Genomic DNA, 15,065 nt, shown 5'->3' on the forward strand with positions numbered 1-15,065 from the left:
TTAAATTCGAAAAAGGCTCCAGTGTGCTCGATTCAACGCCGAGACGGGTAATCGACGGCCGACGGGGCGGGGTGGCGGACAGCTGCACCCGTCCCGTTTTCTCCGGTGCCCGGAAACCCTCCCGGGATTCTTTCTCGTGCGCGATTCACGAAATCTTTCTGCTACTGGGGAGTGGTGTGCCATGAAAAGGAAGACGCGACGCGCCAGACGGGGGCCACTCGCCTCCGGATGGTGCCGCGGCGCGGTCGTGCTGACCGTGACCACGGCTTTGGTCGTCTCGGGCGCGGGCCTGGAACTCGCCGCAGCCGCGCCCGCCGTCCCGGTGGTGGCGGACGGGCGGCAGGCGCCCGCCACACCGCCGGGCGCGGCGACGCCGCCCGCCCCGGCGACGGCGACGATCGATCCGGAAGAGGAGGCGCTGCTGCGGCAGTTGCAACTGGACCTCCTCGCCGACATCGCGGCGCTGGACGAGCACGAGGAAGTCCGCGTGGCGGCGCGGGAAGCCTTGAAGAAGGCCGAAGCCGGCGACGACGCGGCCATCACGACGTTCTTCGAGCGTGGGCACCAGGAAGCCACGGCACGGGCGGAACGCCGTAAGCAGGAGGCCGACGACCGCAACCGCGCGGTGATCCAGTCCCTCGCGGGCACCGGCGGTCCGGCGTTCAACGCCGCCGTCGACCGCGCGCTGCGGGGCAACGCCTACGACCGCGAGAACTTCCTGGCCTTCGGGCGGGACATCGCCACGGAACAGGATCGCCGTTCCGGCGCCTACGAGAAGGAGATCCGGGACCGGCGGCGCGCCCATGTGCAGATCGCCGCGGACCGGGGGACACCCGAGGTCTCCGCCGCCGCGAAGGCCGCGCTGGCCCAAGGCGACGCCGCGATCGAGGAATACCTCAAGACGGGCTACCTGGCCGCGGCCAAACGCGACGCGGAGGCTCGGGAGAGCCGGCTCGCCGAACTCGAACGACAGCGCAAGGAAGCCGAAGCGAACTCTGAACTGGCGCAACGGATCGCGCGGGTCATGCGGGCGCGGCAGAACCTGCTCTCCGCGCACGCGAGCGGCGTTCAGGCGCTGGAGCGGACCGCCAACGACATGACACTGGCGGCGAACGCGTCCCGGGAGGCCGCGCGGGCGCTGGCCGCCGATCAGGCGGGGAACAGCTATCACCCCGAGCTTTACCAGCGGGCGAAGGACGACGCCGCCCGGTTCGTCCGGGACGCGCGGACCGACGCTCAGCAGGCACAGTCGGCGGCCGCGCTGGCGAGCGCCCAGGTGGACGTCCTCGTGCAGAACCAGATGCCGCACGGCACCCAGTGGGCCAAGGTCGTCCAAGGCATGGCGGCCGCCGCGAACGCCGCGAAGCAGGCCGCCGAAACCGCGGCGCACGCGATCGACGCGATCGCCGCCGACGCGGCGGCCACCGACGCCGCGGAGAAGGCCAGGGCCCGGGAAGAGAACGCCCGCCGCTGGCGGGCCAACGCGCAGTCCCACGCCGACGCGGCGGAGCGCCTGGCCACGGCCGCCGGTGAACAGGCCGCGGCGGCCGCCCAAGCGGCGGCACAGGCACAGCAGGCGAAGACCGACGCGGAAACCGCGCTGCGGAACGCCAAGGCACACGCCGCGAAGGTCAAGCAGGCACGTGCGGACGCCGAGCGGGAACGCGATATCGCCGACGCCAAGCGGCGTGAAGCCGAACAGTGGCGTGGTCAGGCGGCCCTCAAGAGGCAGGAGGCCGAGGCCAAGCAGCGGGAAGCCGCGAGCGAGCGGGACAAGGCCAAACGCGAGGCGGGTATCGCCCAGCAGAAGCGGCAGGAGGCCGAATCGCAGCAGCGGATCGCTTCCGAGAAGCGCGTCGCCGCCCAAGGACAGGAACAGATCGCCGCCGACGCCGCCAAGGAGGCCCGGCGTCAAGAACAGATCGCGGCGGGTATCGACCAGAACGCCGGTGTCGAGGAGGGCAAGGCCCATCAGGCTCGGGAGGACGCCGCACGGGTGCGGCAGTCGGCCGAGACGACCGCGAAGAAGGCACAGGCGCTCGAACAGCTGGCCGCGCGGGCGGAAGCGTCGTCGGAGATCCTCCAAGAGGAAAAGGAAAAGGTGCGGGCCGCGGCGACTCAGGCCCGGGCCGAGGCGAACACGGCGAGGGACGCCGCGCAGGCGGCCGACGGCCTCGCCACCCAGGCGGGCCAGGCCGCGGCGTCGGCTCGTGCCGCGGCGACGGAGTCACAGGCCGCCGCGGGCAGGGCGCGAGCACACGCGGATCGAGCGCAGGCGGCGGCGTCGCAGGCGCGGGCGGCGGCCAGGGAAGCCGAAGTCGCGGCGGAGAAGTCCCGTACGGCGGCGAACGAAGCGGAGGCCGCGGCGGCGCGCGCCAACGAGGCGGCGGCGCGCGCCGAGCGGGAAGCCTCCGCCGTCCACGCGGAAGCGCTGAAGGCCCGCGCGTCGGCGGAGGAGGCGACGGCCGCGGAATCGCGTGCCGCCGAGAACGCCCGCAACGCGGCGAATCTGGCGCAGGAAGCCGCGGTGCACTCGGAGCAGGCGCTCACCGCCGCGCATCGAACCCAGGAGGAGGCCAACGCCGCCGCGGCGGAGGCCGCCACCGCGGCCACCCAGGCGGGTATCGCGACCCGTGCGGCGGTCGCGGCGGGGCTGTCGGGGTCCGGGATCGCCGCCCCGGCCGACCAGGCGATCAACCTGGTGAGCCCGTTCACCGGCGACGACCTCGACGCGGACTTCGTGCTCATGGTGGCGAACCGGGCGAAGGACGTCGGTGACACCCAGGTCCGGGCCGCGCAGGCCGCCGCGGCCGATGCCGCCGCGCAGGCGAGCCGGGCCGCCGAGGCGGCCAGGAACGCCGGGCTCGAGGTGAAGCCGGCGTTCGAGGCCGCGGCGGCGGCCGCCACTTCGGCGGCCAACGCGGCGAACTCGGCGGCGGCCGCCCAGCAGTCCGCGGCAGCCGCGGCGGTGGCCGCGGCCGCGGCAAGGGCGGCATCGGCCGAGGCTGACGCCGTCGACGCCGCGGCACAGGCCGACGCCAAGGCCTCACGTGCGGCGGCCGACCAGGCGGCGGCCGATGCCGCCCTGGCGGGGCGGGCGGCCGATCAGGCGGCGGCCGACGCCGTCGCGGCGAGGAAGGCCGCCGACGACGCGACCCGCGCGGCGAACGAAGCCACCGCCGCCGCCACCCGGGCCCAGCAGGACGCGGTCGCCGCCCAGCAAGCGGCGGAGCAGGCCCAGCGTGACGCGGACGCCGCTCGCGAGTCCGCGAACCGGGCCGCGGATTACGCCCGTGACGCCGATTCCGCGGCCACCAACGCGGAGAAGTACGCGAAGAACGTCGAGGACCGGGCGGCGAACGCGGCGGCGGACGCCAAGGCGATCCAGGACCAGCTGGCCGAGATGCAGGAATTGCTTCGCCAGGAGGAGGAAGCACGCGAACGCGCCGAGGCCGAACAAGCCATCACCGACGACAGCGAGGTTCCCGAGCTGACGCCGGAGGAAGTGGAACTGCTGCGCGCGGAGAAGGGGCAAGCGGGTGTCGACGAGTACAACCGTGCCCGTGCCGACGCGAACAGGGACCTCATGGACCTCATCGTCGACGAAGGCGGCCAGGTCATCCTCGACCTGATCGGCTACACCGACGCGAAGCGGTGCTTCATGGAAGGCGACTTCATCTCCTGCGTGATGACCGTGATCAACGCGCTGCCGATCCTCAAGATCGCGTCGGTGCTGCGGAAGATCCCGGACGCGGTCGGGGCGACCGTGCGCATCGTGAAGGGCATCCGCACCTTCAAGGACGTGAAGATGCTCGGCCGCCGCATCACCGACAACCTGCGTGACCTGATCAGGCAGCTCAAGGGATGCAAGAACCCCGCCGCGGCGGCGTCGGCGGCACCGCCCGCCTGCCAGGTCGTGGACAGGGAAGCACTGCGCAAGAAGGTGGAGGACGAACACAAGAAACAGCCGGCGGTCAATCCCCAACCGGGACAGCGGCTCAGCACCATCGCCCGGCAGCGCGAGGTGGAGGGTTGTTTCAAGAGCGTGATCCCGGCGAACATCTCCTTCAACTACCCCATGGAGGACTTCACCTGGCTCGGCAACGACGCGAAACGCGCCACCGGCGGCATCGTCTGCGTCAACCAGACCGCGAAACGATCGGGAGAACCGGCGGCGCCCGTCGGGCATCCCGACACCTCGCCGCCGAAGCTGAACGGTACGGCTGTCCACAAGGGACACCTGGTGCCCGCCAGGCTCCACGGTTCCATGCTGGTGGACAACATCGTGACCCAGTGGTCGAAGGTCAACCTCTCCGACGTCAAGAAGGTGGAGAACGCGGTGGGGGACATGCTGGACCGGTATCCCAACCGGGACGTCTCGGTCATCTACGAGGTCCACGTCCAGTACGCGACCAAGACCGCGGCGATGCCGAGGTGGATCTTCATCGAGGCGATCGCTTCGAACGGCGCGAAGTGCTTCGCGAAGATCGAGAACATCCCCACCGGTAACCTCGTCAAGGAAACCTGTCCCGCCTTCCGGACGGCCTGACGATCGAATGAACGGAGGACGGACGTGCCGAAACGGTCGTACGTCGACGAAATCTGCGAGCTCGTCGGATGGCGGCCCGGGGACTTCGTGCCCGGGACGGACTGGACCACCGTCGAACGCGAACTGGGGACACCGCTCCCCGGCGACTACAAGGAGCTGCTGACCCGCTTCCCCTCCGGTGGATTCCGCGGCGTCATCTCCTTCTCGAATCCCGCCGAAAGCGTCGAGGCGTGCGGGAACGTCAAGAAGGAGAACGCCGAACTGCTCGAGATCTTCGGCGACGAGGACCTCGACTACCTGCGGGGTGTCCCGTACCGGCTCTTCCCGGAGCCGGGCGGGATCTACCCGTGGGGGACCAACGGCGCGGGGGGATCGTTCTGGTGGGTGCCCGGCTCGGCCGATCCGGACGAGTGGGCGGTCGCCTACAACGACCGGGACTCCTGGCACGAGGAGCATTCCGGGCCGATGACGAAGGTCCTCTTGGAGCTGCTGGAGAGTACCGGCGAGGACAACATCCTCGGCTGGGACATGGCGGGTAAACCGGTCGGCTTCGACGGCTACTGGGCGGGCCGGTACGTCTCCTATCCTGGCTGAGCGGTCCGGGCGGCGGCGTGCGCACGCCGCCGCCCGGCATCGATCTCATGCGTCGACGAAGAGCGTGCCCGCGTCGGCGAGTCGTTCGACCACGTGGGCCGGTTCGAGCAAGGTCTCCGGGGTGTAGAAGCCGGGCGGGACCGCATCTGCGCGCAGGCCGAGCAGCCGTTCGATCCCCATGGCGAGGCCGAGCGAGGTCAGCGGACGCTGGCCGCGCGGATGGACCAGGTACCGGCTGACGCTCAGCGGGGCGCCCGCCGGGCCCGTCCCGTCGAGATCGATCCGGACTTCGACGGACGGGCCGTCGCCCCGGCGCGTCCCCGCGGATTCACCGACCGCGAACGCGAATTCGACGTCCGGCGCGCCCGTCGCGAACGCCAGGCTGGTCACGTCGAGGATCGGGATGGTCTGCCCGGTGACCGTGGTGCCGTCGAGGCCGCGCAACTCCACCCGGGCGTCGGCCGCGCCGGACCAGGCGAACACGCCGTCACGCCGCGCGTACCCGGCCGAGGTGACCTCCGCCCAGCGCGCCAGGTCCGCGAGTCCCGCGGGGCCGCCCGCGTCTTTCTCGTCGAGGATCGCGCCGATCCGGATCGTGTCGACCCGGTCGAATGCCTCGGCCCACGCCAATGCCGTGAGAGTGATGACGCCCGCGGCCCAGTGGCTGGCCATCAGCACCGGCGCGGCCGCCGGGCGCTGCGCGGCGGCGGTGACCTCCGGCGCGATGTCGATCATGCCGCTGGAGAGACTGACGTAGGGCACGCCGTGGTCCTGGGCGAAACGCAGCCCGTTCAGCCTGCTGTCCCACAGCGTCGCGACCACCGCCGCGTACTCCCGGCCGGCGGGCAGGCCGAGATCACCGCGGGTGAGATCGACCCTCACCGCGGTGGCGCCGCCCAGTTCGCCTGCCACCTTCCGCGCGCGTTCCGGATTCCGGCCCGCGATGGTCAACAGCAGCTCCGGGTACCGCCGCCGTAGGAGAGTGGCGGTATCCGAGCCCGCCTGTCCCGCCCCGCCCAGTAGCAGAACCGATCCCCGTTGTCCCATGTCGTCCCCTTCGATCCCAGTAACCTACATTTTGTAACTTACACGATGTAGCTAGGATGGGGGGTGGGATGGGGGGTGGATCGTGAGAGGAGGGCGATGGTGACCCGTCTGTCCAAACAGGCCCGGCGCGAGCAGTTGCTCGACGTGGCCTTGGAGATCGTGCGTGCCGACGGCGCCGACGGGTTGACGCTGCCCACCCTCGCCGAGGCGGCCGAGGTGAGCAGGCCCATCGTGTACGACCACTTCGGCACCCGCCCCGGACTGCTGCTGGCGCTCTATCGGCGACTCGACGAACGGCACCGCGCCGCCATCGCGCGGGCACTGGAAGAAACCTCGCCGACCGCGGTGGACGTCGCGGAAGCCATCAGCGTCGCCTACTTCGCCTGCGCCACTGACATTCCGGAGTTCAACGCCGTTTCCTCGGCCTTGAAAGGGAATCCGGAGATGGAGGCCAGCCGGCGCGAGCTGCACGGGGGCTACACCGATCTGATGGCCGACGCCTTGACGCCGTACTCCGGCCTGGACCGGGCGGCGCTGCGACTGCACTGCGTCGGAGCGCTCGGAGCCGCCGAGGCGATCGCCGTCGAACTGAACCGGGGCACCACGAGCGCCGCCGACGCGGTCGCGGCCTTGACCGGTGTCATCCTCGGCCGTATCGAGCGAACCGCCGGATAGCCGTCGGCGCGTGTCGCTCGATGCCCGGCGCCCGGATCCACCGGGTGAGGTCAGCGCTGCCCTGCCGCTTTCAGTCTCGCCAGCAGTTCTCGGCTGGTCGAATCCTCGGAGTCGAAGGCGTGAATCGTGTCCTGCTCGGGCGGAACGGCGGGCCCGCGCAGCCGTGCGCCATGGCACCGGAAGCAGAAGCTGATCTCGAAAAGGAACCGCGTGCCGCCGTGCGCCCGGATCTTCCAGACGGGGATGAAGCACCGTTTGAGCTCGCCCTCGGGCAGGCCGGCGACGAGCGTCAGCGCGGCTTGGGCTTCGTCCGCTTCCCAGATTGCCACCAGCTGATCGTCTCCGGTGCCGTCGGGACCGAGCACCTCGACGAGTTCGACTCGTTCGTGGGGAACTGGAAGGAACACCGCGCCACGATACTCGCGCGGCCTTCCGGCGGTTCCTCCATGCCGAGGGCCCGCGCCGTCGATCGACAGCCTCCCGTCATGTGATCCAGGTCACGATCCGCCTGGCGGCCGCCCCATCCTGGCCGTGCGCGGGGTCTGCCCGAAAAAGAACGCCGACCTTGGAGGGGACCCCTTGACCGTCACGCTGCCCGCAGTGGCCCGGGAAATGCTCGATGGGCCGCATACCGCGATCCTCGCGACCACGAACGCCGACGGACGGCCGCAGTCCTCGGTGATCTTCGTGAAGCGCGACGGCGACGAGATCGTGTTCAGCACGATCAGGGGGCGGCTCAAGACCCGCAACATGGAGCGCGATCCCCGCGTGAGCCTGCTCGTGGTGGCGAATACGGCCGCGTACGTGGAGATCCGCGGGACGGTGACGATCACCGACGACCCCGGCAAGGTGCTCCTGCGCGAGATGTACGACCGCTACCTGGACGGTGCGGAACCGCCGCCGGAGCCCGAATCGGCGCGGGTGGCCGTGCGCGTCGCCGCGGACAGGGTCTACCTCTGGCCGCCCGTACCCGTCGCCGAGCAGAGCTGACAACCGAAAGGACTACGCATGCGCAAGATCGTCGAGTCGACGCTGAGCAGCCTCGACGGAGTGGTCGACGACCCCGGATCGTGGGCACTGGACTACTTCGACCACGAGTTCCTCAAGGAGGCGTTCGAGCTTCTGCGGGGATGCGACGCCATGTTGATGGGCCGCGGCACCTACGAGGACCTGTCCTGGCGCTGGCCGGGTCAGACGGGGGACTTCGCCGATGCGATCAACGGGATCCGCAAGTACGTGTTCTCCTCGACGCTCGAACGGGCCGACTGGAACAACTCGGTGGTCGTACGGGGTGACGTGGTCGCCGAAGTGCGGAAGCTGAAGGAGGAGGGCGGCGGCGACCTGGTCGTCTTCGGCCATGGGCGGCTGTCGCACACCCTGCTGGAACACGGCCTCCTGGACCGGCTTCGCTTCGCGGTGCACCCCGTCGTCGTGGGCCGGGCTTCGGGGCCGTTCCGCGAGAATCCCAAAACGCCGCTGACGCTGATCGGCACGCATTCTCGCCAGTCGGGCGTCGTCGTACTGAACTACCTTGTCGGAAACGACTCCGTCGGCGCCGGCTGACGGCGAATTTCGTGGGAGTGCCGGATGACCGGGGACCTGATCACGCGAGCGCGGAACGGGGATGGGGAGGCGTTCCGTGAGCTCACCGATCCCTATCGGCGCGAGTTGCACGTTCACTGCTACCGGATCCTGGGTTCGATGCAGGATGCCGAGGACGCTCTGCAGGAGACCCTGGTATCTGCCTGGCAAGGTCTGGACGGCTTCCAGGAGCGCTCCTCGGTGAGGACCTGGCTCTATCGGATCGCGACCAACCGATGCCTCAAGGCGGTCCGATCGGCGGGCCGGCGCCCACACGCGGGCGGGCCGGTGCCCGGGTTCGACCCGCCGGAACCCACTCGCCTCGGCAAGGTGGAATGGCTTGAGCCCTATCCGGACATCCTGCTGGCAGAACGGATGGACACCGCTCCCGGCCCCGGACAGCGTTATGAGGCCAAGGAATCCATCTCTCTGGCGTTCGTGACGGCGGTGCAGTTGCTGCCGCCCCGTCAGCGCGCCGTCCTCATCCTGCGTGACGTCCTCGAATTCCCCACACGCGAGGTGGCGCACATCATGGACACCACCGAGCAGTCGGTCGCCGGCGCGCTCAAACGCGCACGAACCACGCTGCGGCAGCGCCCGTCAGCCGCGCCTGAGCCGCCGCCGGCGAACTCCGCCGCCGAGCGGGAACTCGTCATCCGCTTCACCCGGGCCTTCGAGGTCGGCGACGTGGACGGCTTGGTCGCCCTGCTGACCGACGACGTCTGGCTGACCATGCCGCCACTGCCGCTGGAATACCAGGGCCGCGATCTGGCGGCCCGATTCCACACCGCGGTGACCTTCCGCCGGGGCCGGACCTACCGGTTGGTGGCGACCAGGGCCAACGGCCAGCCCGCGTTCGGCATGTATATACCGGATCCCCAGGCGGGCGTCTGCCACGCGAACGGGCTGATGGTGCTCACCCTCGCCGGCAGCCGGATCCGTGTCATGACCCGCTTCGAAAAGGAGGTGCTGCGAAGCTTCCGGCTGCCCTTGACCTTGCCCCATCCAGCCGAAGCCGGTCGGCCCGCGGAAGTCTGAGGATCCGACCAGGTTCGCCGGTCAAGCGACCTGAGCCGAGGGGAAGCGGAACGGCGTGGCGCCAGTACACACCGGTCCCGTTCGCTCCGGCGACGTCGCACTTCATGACGGCCGCCCGCCGAACCTCCATTCTTGGACCTCGATGTGGGCGAACCGGTCCGGGATCAGGACGGTGCGTGCCGCCTCCGGGTCCGGTGCCTGGACCAGCACCGCCTTGCCCAGCCAACTGGTGCTGTCGTCGGACAGCAGCGGCCCATACGCGATCAGATCGTCCTGATCGGACGGCACGTCGATGTCGGCGGCCCGCCCCGTGCCGAGACCGAGCACCAGGTACCGGTTGTGACCGGCACGACCACCGGGGAAGTCCCACATGGTGCGCCCGAGCATGTTGCCCCACCGGCGCAACATGACGTCCCGGTACACCCCCTCCTGATAGTTCGGCTCGTCGAAGGCGAACGCCCGTGCGGCCGCGGGATTCGGCAGGTCGACGATGTGCACACTGCCGGTGGGGGTCTCGCCGTCGCTTGCGAAGGTCGGACCGCGGGCGATCATCCTTGCCGCGTACCGGTCCATGTAGGACCAGTGCTCTTCCAACAGCTCTTCGCGCAACGCCAGGGAGTCGGGCCGATCGCGGTGGTAGCAGAAGAACTCCATGCCCACAGTGTCCACTCACCACGCACCGCCCGCCCCGTAGTCGATGAGGGGAATGCCACGGAGTTCCTGAAGGCCTGGATACCCGTCGTGGCCGATCAAGATCGAGTGTTCCGGCGGGAACATGGCCGCCGAACTTCACCATCGGCTCGGCCAGCGGAGCAGGCACCTGGCCTGACCCGATTCGTGTCGAACCGGGTGCGAAGTGTAGTCGCCTGCGGCATGGTGGAGGTGTGCGAACCCTTCTGGCCATACTCAGCGCCCTGTTCCTGATGCCGGTGCTCGCCGGAACCGCCCATGCCTACGACAAGATCGCCGAGGCCGCGCCGGCGACGATGGTGGAGTCACCCGGCGGCGAAGGCGAAGTCCGCGCCCGGCTCGTGCTCGGCACGGTCACCGCGGGCGCTTCGCACAACCTGCGTAGCGAGATCGAGGTCGGCGACGGCCGGGTGGACGGTGCGGTGTCCGCCATCGCGATCGGGCACAAGATCACTTGTCAGCCGGTGGGTGGCACGACGTTGCCGAACACGGCGACCCAGCACGGGCAGATCTGGAGCGGCCAGAACCTGCTGCACGGCGGCGGCAGGGTCACGCTCGTCGTGCGGATGCTGTTCAAGCCGGCCACTACGGGCAACTACGAGTGCCTGCTGCGGGCGTACGTCCTCAACGGGTACGCGGCCGGGCAGCCCGGCCGCGAGACCGCCAGGCTGTACAGCGGCTTCATCGGGGACATCGACGGAGCCATCGGCCCCGAGGGCGTCGCGCAGACATTCGGGTCCTCGCAGAACACCTTCCTGGGGATGGACGCGCCCGGCAAGCAGGTGAACCCGGTGGATTACACCCCCTTGCCGGGAACCACCAGTTTCCTCGCGACCACCGATCTCTTCGCCACGAGCTGTTACGGCGACGGTGGCAACGCCTGCCCCGACGGCACCACCTACCCGGGCAAGGCCAATACCGCGATGGTGCGGTTCCGGACGGTCGCGACGCCGTCCTCGGCCGCACCCGGCTGCGTCGCCCAGGCCACGTCCTCGCAAACCGCGGCGGTGAGCGGGAATCTGCACCACCTGCGGCTCCTCGGGCAGCTGACGGTGACGCAGCCGGCCAGCGGTTGCGGGACCTGGCGGATCAACGCCTTCGTGCAGGACAACGGCGGCACGTTGCCGTTCGTCATCCACGGCAACCCGTACTCGGTCACCTACGCCCGCCCGCCGGTCTGACCATGGGTTCGTGGCCAGCCCCATGGAAGCGTCAACTGGGATCGCCGCATAGCGCGATCGGCGGATTCGGATGGCACCGCCGGACGCTCGCGCGAACACATGCCGTTCGGCAGGGCGGCTCGCCTGTCCAGCTGCCCTGGTCGTAAGTCGGATGCACTCATCCCCACACTGGAGGTTCCATGCCCAAGGGCTACTGGGTCAGCGTCTACCCCACCATCGAGGATCCCGAGAGGCTTGATGTCTACAACAAGCTGGCAGGTCTCGCCGTTGCGGGCGCGGGCGGGCGGCTGCTCGCCGGTATCGGTGGCCGGGTCGAGGCACACGAAGCCGGAATCGCCGAACGCGTCGTCCTGATCGAATTCGACAGCTTCGAACAGGCGGTCGCCGCACGCGCGAGCGCGGCCTACCAGAAGGCGCTGGCCGAACTCCCCGACGGCTTCGAGCGCGATTTCCGCATCGTCGAAGGCCTCGGCTGACCGATGTCGCGGCCGGATGCCACGGTGGTCGACGCGTGGTGAGGGCCGGCCACGGCGCCTTCGCCGCGACGCATCCACTGTCCGCGGCGTGATCCGTTGTGGGACAGCGGTGTTCTGCGTGCCGGGTTCAGCACCACCATGATCGCCTTTCCGCTGGTGGTGTTGGCGATCACCGGCTCCGGTGTCCATTCCGGACTCCTGACCGGCCTGGGCGGCGGGCTGGTCGAGTTCCTGCCCGGCTCTGTCGCGGTCGTCACGCTGCTCGCCACCTTCAACCGCACGCTGCGCGGGCTTTCCGACGGGCACCCGCCAGGAGTGCACCGCCCCCACGAGTGGAACCCGGCGAAATGGGTAAAGAGACCGGTATGACGGAAGGTCGAGTGGCGGTGTTCGCGCCGTCTCCGCAGCTGACGGTGACGGTGGAGGAACTGGACGGGGCGCCGGACGTCCACGTGCACGCGGGCGGACAGGGGGTATGGCAATCGCGGATGATCGACGCACTCGGCGGGCAAGCGGTGTTGTGCTGCGCGCTCGGCGGGGAGACGGGACGGGTGTTGCGGCATCTGATCGGCGTGGCCGCCGAGGTTCGTGAAGTCGCGGCGCGCAACGGCGCCTACGTGCACGATCGGCGTGACGGCCGTCGCGACGAGGTGGTGAGGATGCCCGCCGACGCGTTGACCCGGCACGAACTCGACGATCTGTACGAGCTGACTCTGGTTCAGGCATTGCGTGCGGACGTGGCGATCCTCAGCGGGCCGGACGAGGACGACGTGCCCGTGCCGCATTCGGTGTACGAGCGGCTCGCCCGCGATCTGGGCACCCACGGCACTCCGGTCGTGGTGGACCTGTCCGGGGAGCGGCTCGCCCGTGCGCTCGCGGGTGAGCCGGCGGTGATCAAGGTCAGCCACGAGGAGATGGTCGAGGACGGGCTGGCCAAGTCTGATTCGCTGACCGATCTCGCGGACGGTTGCCGAGAGCTGGCGTCGGGCAACGCGCGCGCCGTCGTCGTGTCCCGTGCGGCCGAGGAGACGCTCGCTTACCTCGAAGGACAGCTGGTCCTGGTCGAGTCGCCCGACCTGACCCCGGTCGACACCCGCGGCGGCGGCGACTCGATGACCGCTGGGCTGGCGGTCGGCCTGGCACAAGGCCGGTCACTGGAGGACGCGGTGAAGCTCGGGGCCGCGGCCGGCGCGATCAACGTGACCCGGCACGGTCTCGGTTCGGGGAGCGATGAGGCCGTGCGTGAACTCACCGGACGAGTACGGTTGAAACCGTGGGAGGCGTCCTGATGCGCGCCCTGATCACCAATGACGACGGTATCGACTCGCCGGGCCTGGCGGCGCTGGCCCGCGGTGCGGTGGACCACGGCTGGGACGTGGTGGTGGCCGCGCCCGCGGCGGAGGCCAGCGGAACCAGCGCGGGCCTGACCGGCGCCGGCGGAGAGGGCCGCGTCGCGGTCGAACGGCGGGAATTGCCCGGCCTGCCCGCTGTCCCGGTGTTCGCCGTAACCGCGCACCCCGGCCTGATCGCCTTGGCGGCCGCGCAGGGATCGTTCGGTGAGCCCCCGGAGATCGTCCTGTCCGGGGTGAACCACGGGGCGAACGTGGGGCGCGCGATCCTGCATTCGGGCACGGTCGGCGCGGCGCTGACCGCCTCGATCAACGGCGCCAGGGCACTCGCGGTGTCCCTCGACGTGGGACTGGATCCCGGCCCGCGACCACACTGGGATACCGCCGTCTCGGTCGCCGCGACGTTGTTCGACAAGCTCGCGGGACTGCCCGCCGGCACCGTCTTGAACCTCAACGTGCCCGATCGTGCCGAGACGGGACCGGTGAAGCGCACCGGGCTGGCCGAATTCGGTGCGGTGCGCAGTCACGTCCAGAATGGCGAGGACGGCGCGTTCACCCTCACCGCCGTCACGGGCGAGGGTGAGCTGTCGCCGGGCAGCGACGCCCATCTGCTCGGTCAGGGCCACGCGACGGTGACCCCGCTGAAATCGGTCGCCGAAGACAGTGCCCTGGACTGGTGATCGCGCCCGCACGGCCGAGCCGGACACGCCGGTGGGACCAACGGATACCGGGATCGGCATGGCGTGTTTCCACCGCGGATCGCTCCAGTCGTGGCTACCTGGAAGCGTTGGCCAGATGGATTCCGCCTTCGATCGGCGTCGCCGAGGTGGTGCGGCTCGCGCGCGACCCGCACCACCTCGGGGTCCGGCGGGACTAGCCGTTGGGATCGCTGGTGTTGACGTCTCCGTTGACGCCCTTGGGGAAGAATCCGCCGGAGGTGACGGCCTTGGGGTTGAGGTAGACGATATTGAGGACCTGGCCCGGCGTGCGGCTGTAGGCGATGCCGTTGCCATCGGTGGGCACGATGTTCGCCTGGCCGTTCCTGTCGACGACGCCCTGGTCGAGGTCGGTGGTGCCGTCGAGGCTGTCGCGGGCGTTGGAGAGTTTGACGCTGGCCTCCCGGAGGTCGCGGCCGAGCAGGCCGAGCCCCAGGATGCCGCCGCTGTGCTGGTAGAGCGCGGTGCGGATATTGGCGGCGTGGTAGGCCTCGACGGCGAGGATGCCGGCCGCGGCTTCGAGGTAGGTCTTGTTGGTGATCAGGGGTGCGGCGCCCTTGTAGGCGGTGACGCCGACGTCTTCGAAGAGGTAGGCGGCGAGGAGGAAGTTCTCCTCGCAGGCGAACGCGTCGAAGCTCTGCCCCTTGCGGACGAGCCCAGCGGCCTGCGCGGCGGCGGTGAAGCTGGCCTGCAGGTCGATTGCCGGGCGGCTGACCGCGGCGGAGCCCAGCGCGGTGCGCAGGAACTCCACGTGCGCTTTCTCGTCGCCGGCGATCTCCTGGGCGTACTGCTTCGCCGCCTTGGTCTTGAACCGGACGGCGCGGCCGCCGGTGACGCCGCCGCGGGTGCCGGTGCCGGTGGTGAGTGAGTCGGCGAGTCCCTTGCCGGTGACGGCGTGGAGGTAGAACTCGGCTTCGAGGTATTCGAGGTTGAGTGCGAAGTTGAGCACCGCGCCGTCACTGATTCCCTCGGCGGCCGCCGCTTCCCCCGCGGCCTGCCGAACGGTCCCGGCCGACGCGGCGGGCCCGGCAAGGCCACCGAGCGCACCCGCTCCGACCACCCCCAGGCCCGTTACCCCGGCCGCGCGCAGAAAACGACGCCGGTCTTGCTGGTTCTCCGCACTCCGGTTGATCATCGACGCGGCATAGCGCTTGCCAAACACGAGTGAT

At 70.0% G+C, this 15,065-nt stretch carries 15 protein-coding genes; 11 read left to right on the forward strand and 4 right to left on the reverse strand.

Going from position 1 to position 15,065, the window contains the following annotated elements; all coding sequences use genetic code 11:
- Nucleotides 1-247 precede the first annotated feature (247 nt).
- Together ACZ1DY_RS18605 and ACZ1DY_RS18610 are read left to right on the forward strand one after the other, a co-directional pair.
- Nucleotides 248-4,549, forward strand: coding sequence for a DNA/RNA non-specific endonuclease (locus tag ACZ1DY_RS18605; protein ID WP_465485101.1), 4,302 nt, complete (start codon nucleotides 248-250; stop codon nucleotides 4,547-4,549).
- Between the two features lie 24 nt (nucleotides 4,550-4,573).
- Nucleotides 4,574-5,143, forward strand: coding sequence for an SMI1/KNR4 family protein (locus ACZ1DY_RS18610; RefSeq protein WP_257487416.1), 570 nt, complete (start codon nucleotides 4,574-4,576; stop codon nucleotides 5,141-5,143).
- Nucleotides 5,144-5,188: 45 nt separating this feature from the next.
- Here the strand turns inward: ACZ1DY_RS18610 and ACZ1DY_RS18615 are convergent, their stop codons facing one another.
- Nucleotides 5,189-6,190 (reverse strand): saccharopine dehydrogenase family protein, encoded by a 1,002-nt coding sequence (locus tag ACZ1DY_RS18615; RefSeq protein WP_465485102.1) that lies wholly within the window; start codon nucleotides 6,188-6,190, stop codon nucleotides 5,189-5,191.
- A 96-nt stretch (nucleotides 6,191-6,286) separates the two neighbouring features.
- Here ACZ1DY_RS18615 and ACZ1DY_RS18620 point away from each other — a divergent pair, with 96 nt between their 5' ends.
- Nucleotides 6,287-6,865, forward strand: a complete 579-nt coding sequence (locus ACZ1DY_RS18620) for a TetR/AcrR family transcriptional regulator (protein ID WP_465485103.1) — start codon at nucleotides 6,287-6,289, stop codon at nucleotides 6,863-6,865.
- 50 nt (nucleotides 6,866-6,915) lie between these two features.
- On the opposite strand, the gene ACZ1DY_RS18625 is transcribed toward ACZ1DY_RS18620, so the two are convergent.
- The gene (locus tag ACZ1DY_RS18625) at nucleotides 6,916-7,272 is read right to left on the reverse strand and encodes a hypothetical protein (protein WP_465485104.1); all 357 of its coding nucleotides are present in this window, start codon (nucleotides 7,270-7,272) and stop codon (nucleotides 6,916-6,918) included.
- 172 nt (nucleotides 7,273-7,444) lie between these two features.
- Between ACZ1DY_RS18625 and ACZ1DY_RS18630 the strand changes: the two genes are divergently transcribed.
- The 3 genes from ACZ1DY_RS18630 to ACZ1DY_RS18640 are packed head-to-tail and all read left to right on the forward strand — an operon-like array spanning nucleotide 7,445 to nucleotide 9,484.
- A complete protein-coding gene (locus ACZ1DY_RS18630) occupies nucleotides 7,445-7,855 on the forward strand; it encodes a PPOX class F420-dependent oxidoreductase (protein ID WP_465485105.1) in 411 nt (136 codons plus the stop codon).
- 18 nt (nucleotides 7,856-7,873) lie between these two features.
- Nucleotides 7,874-8,428 (forward strand): dihydrofolate reductase family protein, encoded by a 555-nt coding sequence (locus tag ACZ1DY_RS18635; protein ID WP_257487395.1) that lies wholly within the window; start codon nucleotides 7,874-7,876, stop codon nucleotides 8,426-8,428.
- Nucleotides 8,429-8,452: 24 nt separating this feature from the next.
- Nucleotides 8,453-9,484, forward strand: coding sequence for an RNA polymerase subunit sigma-70 (locus tag ACZ1DY_RS18640; RefSeq protein WP_465485106.1), 1,032 nt, complete (start codon nucleotides 8,453-8,455; stop codon nucleotides 9,482-9,484).
- A gap of 102 nt (nucleotides 9,485-9,586) precedes the next feature.
- On the opposite strand, the gene ACZ1DY_RS18645 is transcribed toward ACZ1DY_RS18640, so the two are convergent.
- Nucleotides 9,587-10,138, reverse strand: a complete 552-nt coding sequence (locus ACZ1DY_RS18645; RefSeq protein ID WP_465485683.1) for a YciI family protein — start codon at nucleotides 10,136-10,138, stop codon at nucleotides 9,587-9,589.
- A gap of 230 nt (nucleotides 10,139-10,368) precedes the next feature.
- Between ACZ1DY_RS18645 and ACZ1DY_RS18650 the strand changes: the two genes are divergently transcribed.
- The 5 genes from ACZ1DY_RS18650 (at nucleotide 10,369) to surE (ending at nucleotide 13,860) form a co-directional block, all read left to right on the forward strand.
- Nucleotides 10,369-11,355 (forward strand): hypothetical protein, encoded by a 987-nt coding sequence (locus ACZ1DY_RS18650; RefSeq protein WP_465485107.1) that lies wholly within the window; start codon nucleotides 10,369-10,371, stop codon nucleotides 11,353-11,355.
- A 179-nt stretch (nucleotides 11,356-11,534) separates the two neighbouring features.
- Nucleotides 11,535-11,831 carry a DUF1330 domain-containing protein gene (locus ACZ1DY_RS18655; protein ID WP_257487392.1) on the forward strand — a complete coding sequence of 99 codons (297 nt, stop codon included), beginning with the start codon at nucleotides 11,535-11,537 and terminating at the stop codon, nucleotides 11,829-11,831.
- 138 nt (nucleotides 11,832-11,969) lie between these two features.
- Nucleotides 11,970-12,200, forward strand: a complete 231-nt coding sequence (locus ACZ1DY_RS18660) for a hypothetical protein (protein WP_465485108.1) — start codon at nucleotides 11,970-11,972, stop codon at nucleotides 12,198-12,200.
- On the forward strand, nucleotides 12,197-13,120 hold the full coding sequence (locus ACZ1DY_RS18665) for a 1-phosphofructokinase family hexose kinase (protein WP_257487390.1): 924 nt from the start codon (nucleotides 12,197-12,199) through the stop codon (nucleotides 13,118-13,120). Before ACZ1DY_RS18660 ends, ACZ1DY_RS18665 begins: the two co-directional genes overlap by 4 nt.
- Nucleotides 13,105-13,860, forward strand: a complete 756-nt coding sequence (gene surE / locus ACZ1DY_RS18670; RefSeq protein ID WP_465485109.1) for a 5'/3'-nucleotidase SurE — start codon at nucleotides 13,105-13,107, stop codon at nucleotides 13,858-13,860. Before ACZ1DY_RS18665 ends, surE begins: the two co-directional genes overlap by 16 nt.
- Nucleotides 13,861-14,053: 193 nt before the next feature.
- On the opposite strand, the gene ACZ1DY_RS18675 is transcribed toward surE, so the two are convergent.
- Entirely contained in the window at nucleotides 14,054-15,058 is a 1,005-nt protein-coding gene (locus tag ACZ1DY_RS18675; RefSeq protein WP_465485110.1) for a ferritin-like domain-containing protein, read from the reverse strand.
- Nucleotides 15,059-15,065: the final 7 nt, after the last annotated feature.

The organism is Amycolatopsis sp. PSD-21 (genome assembly GCF_055561455.1).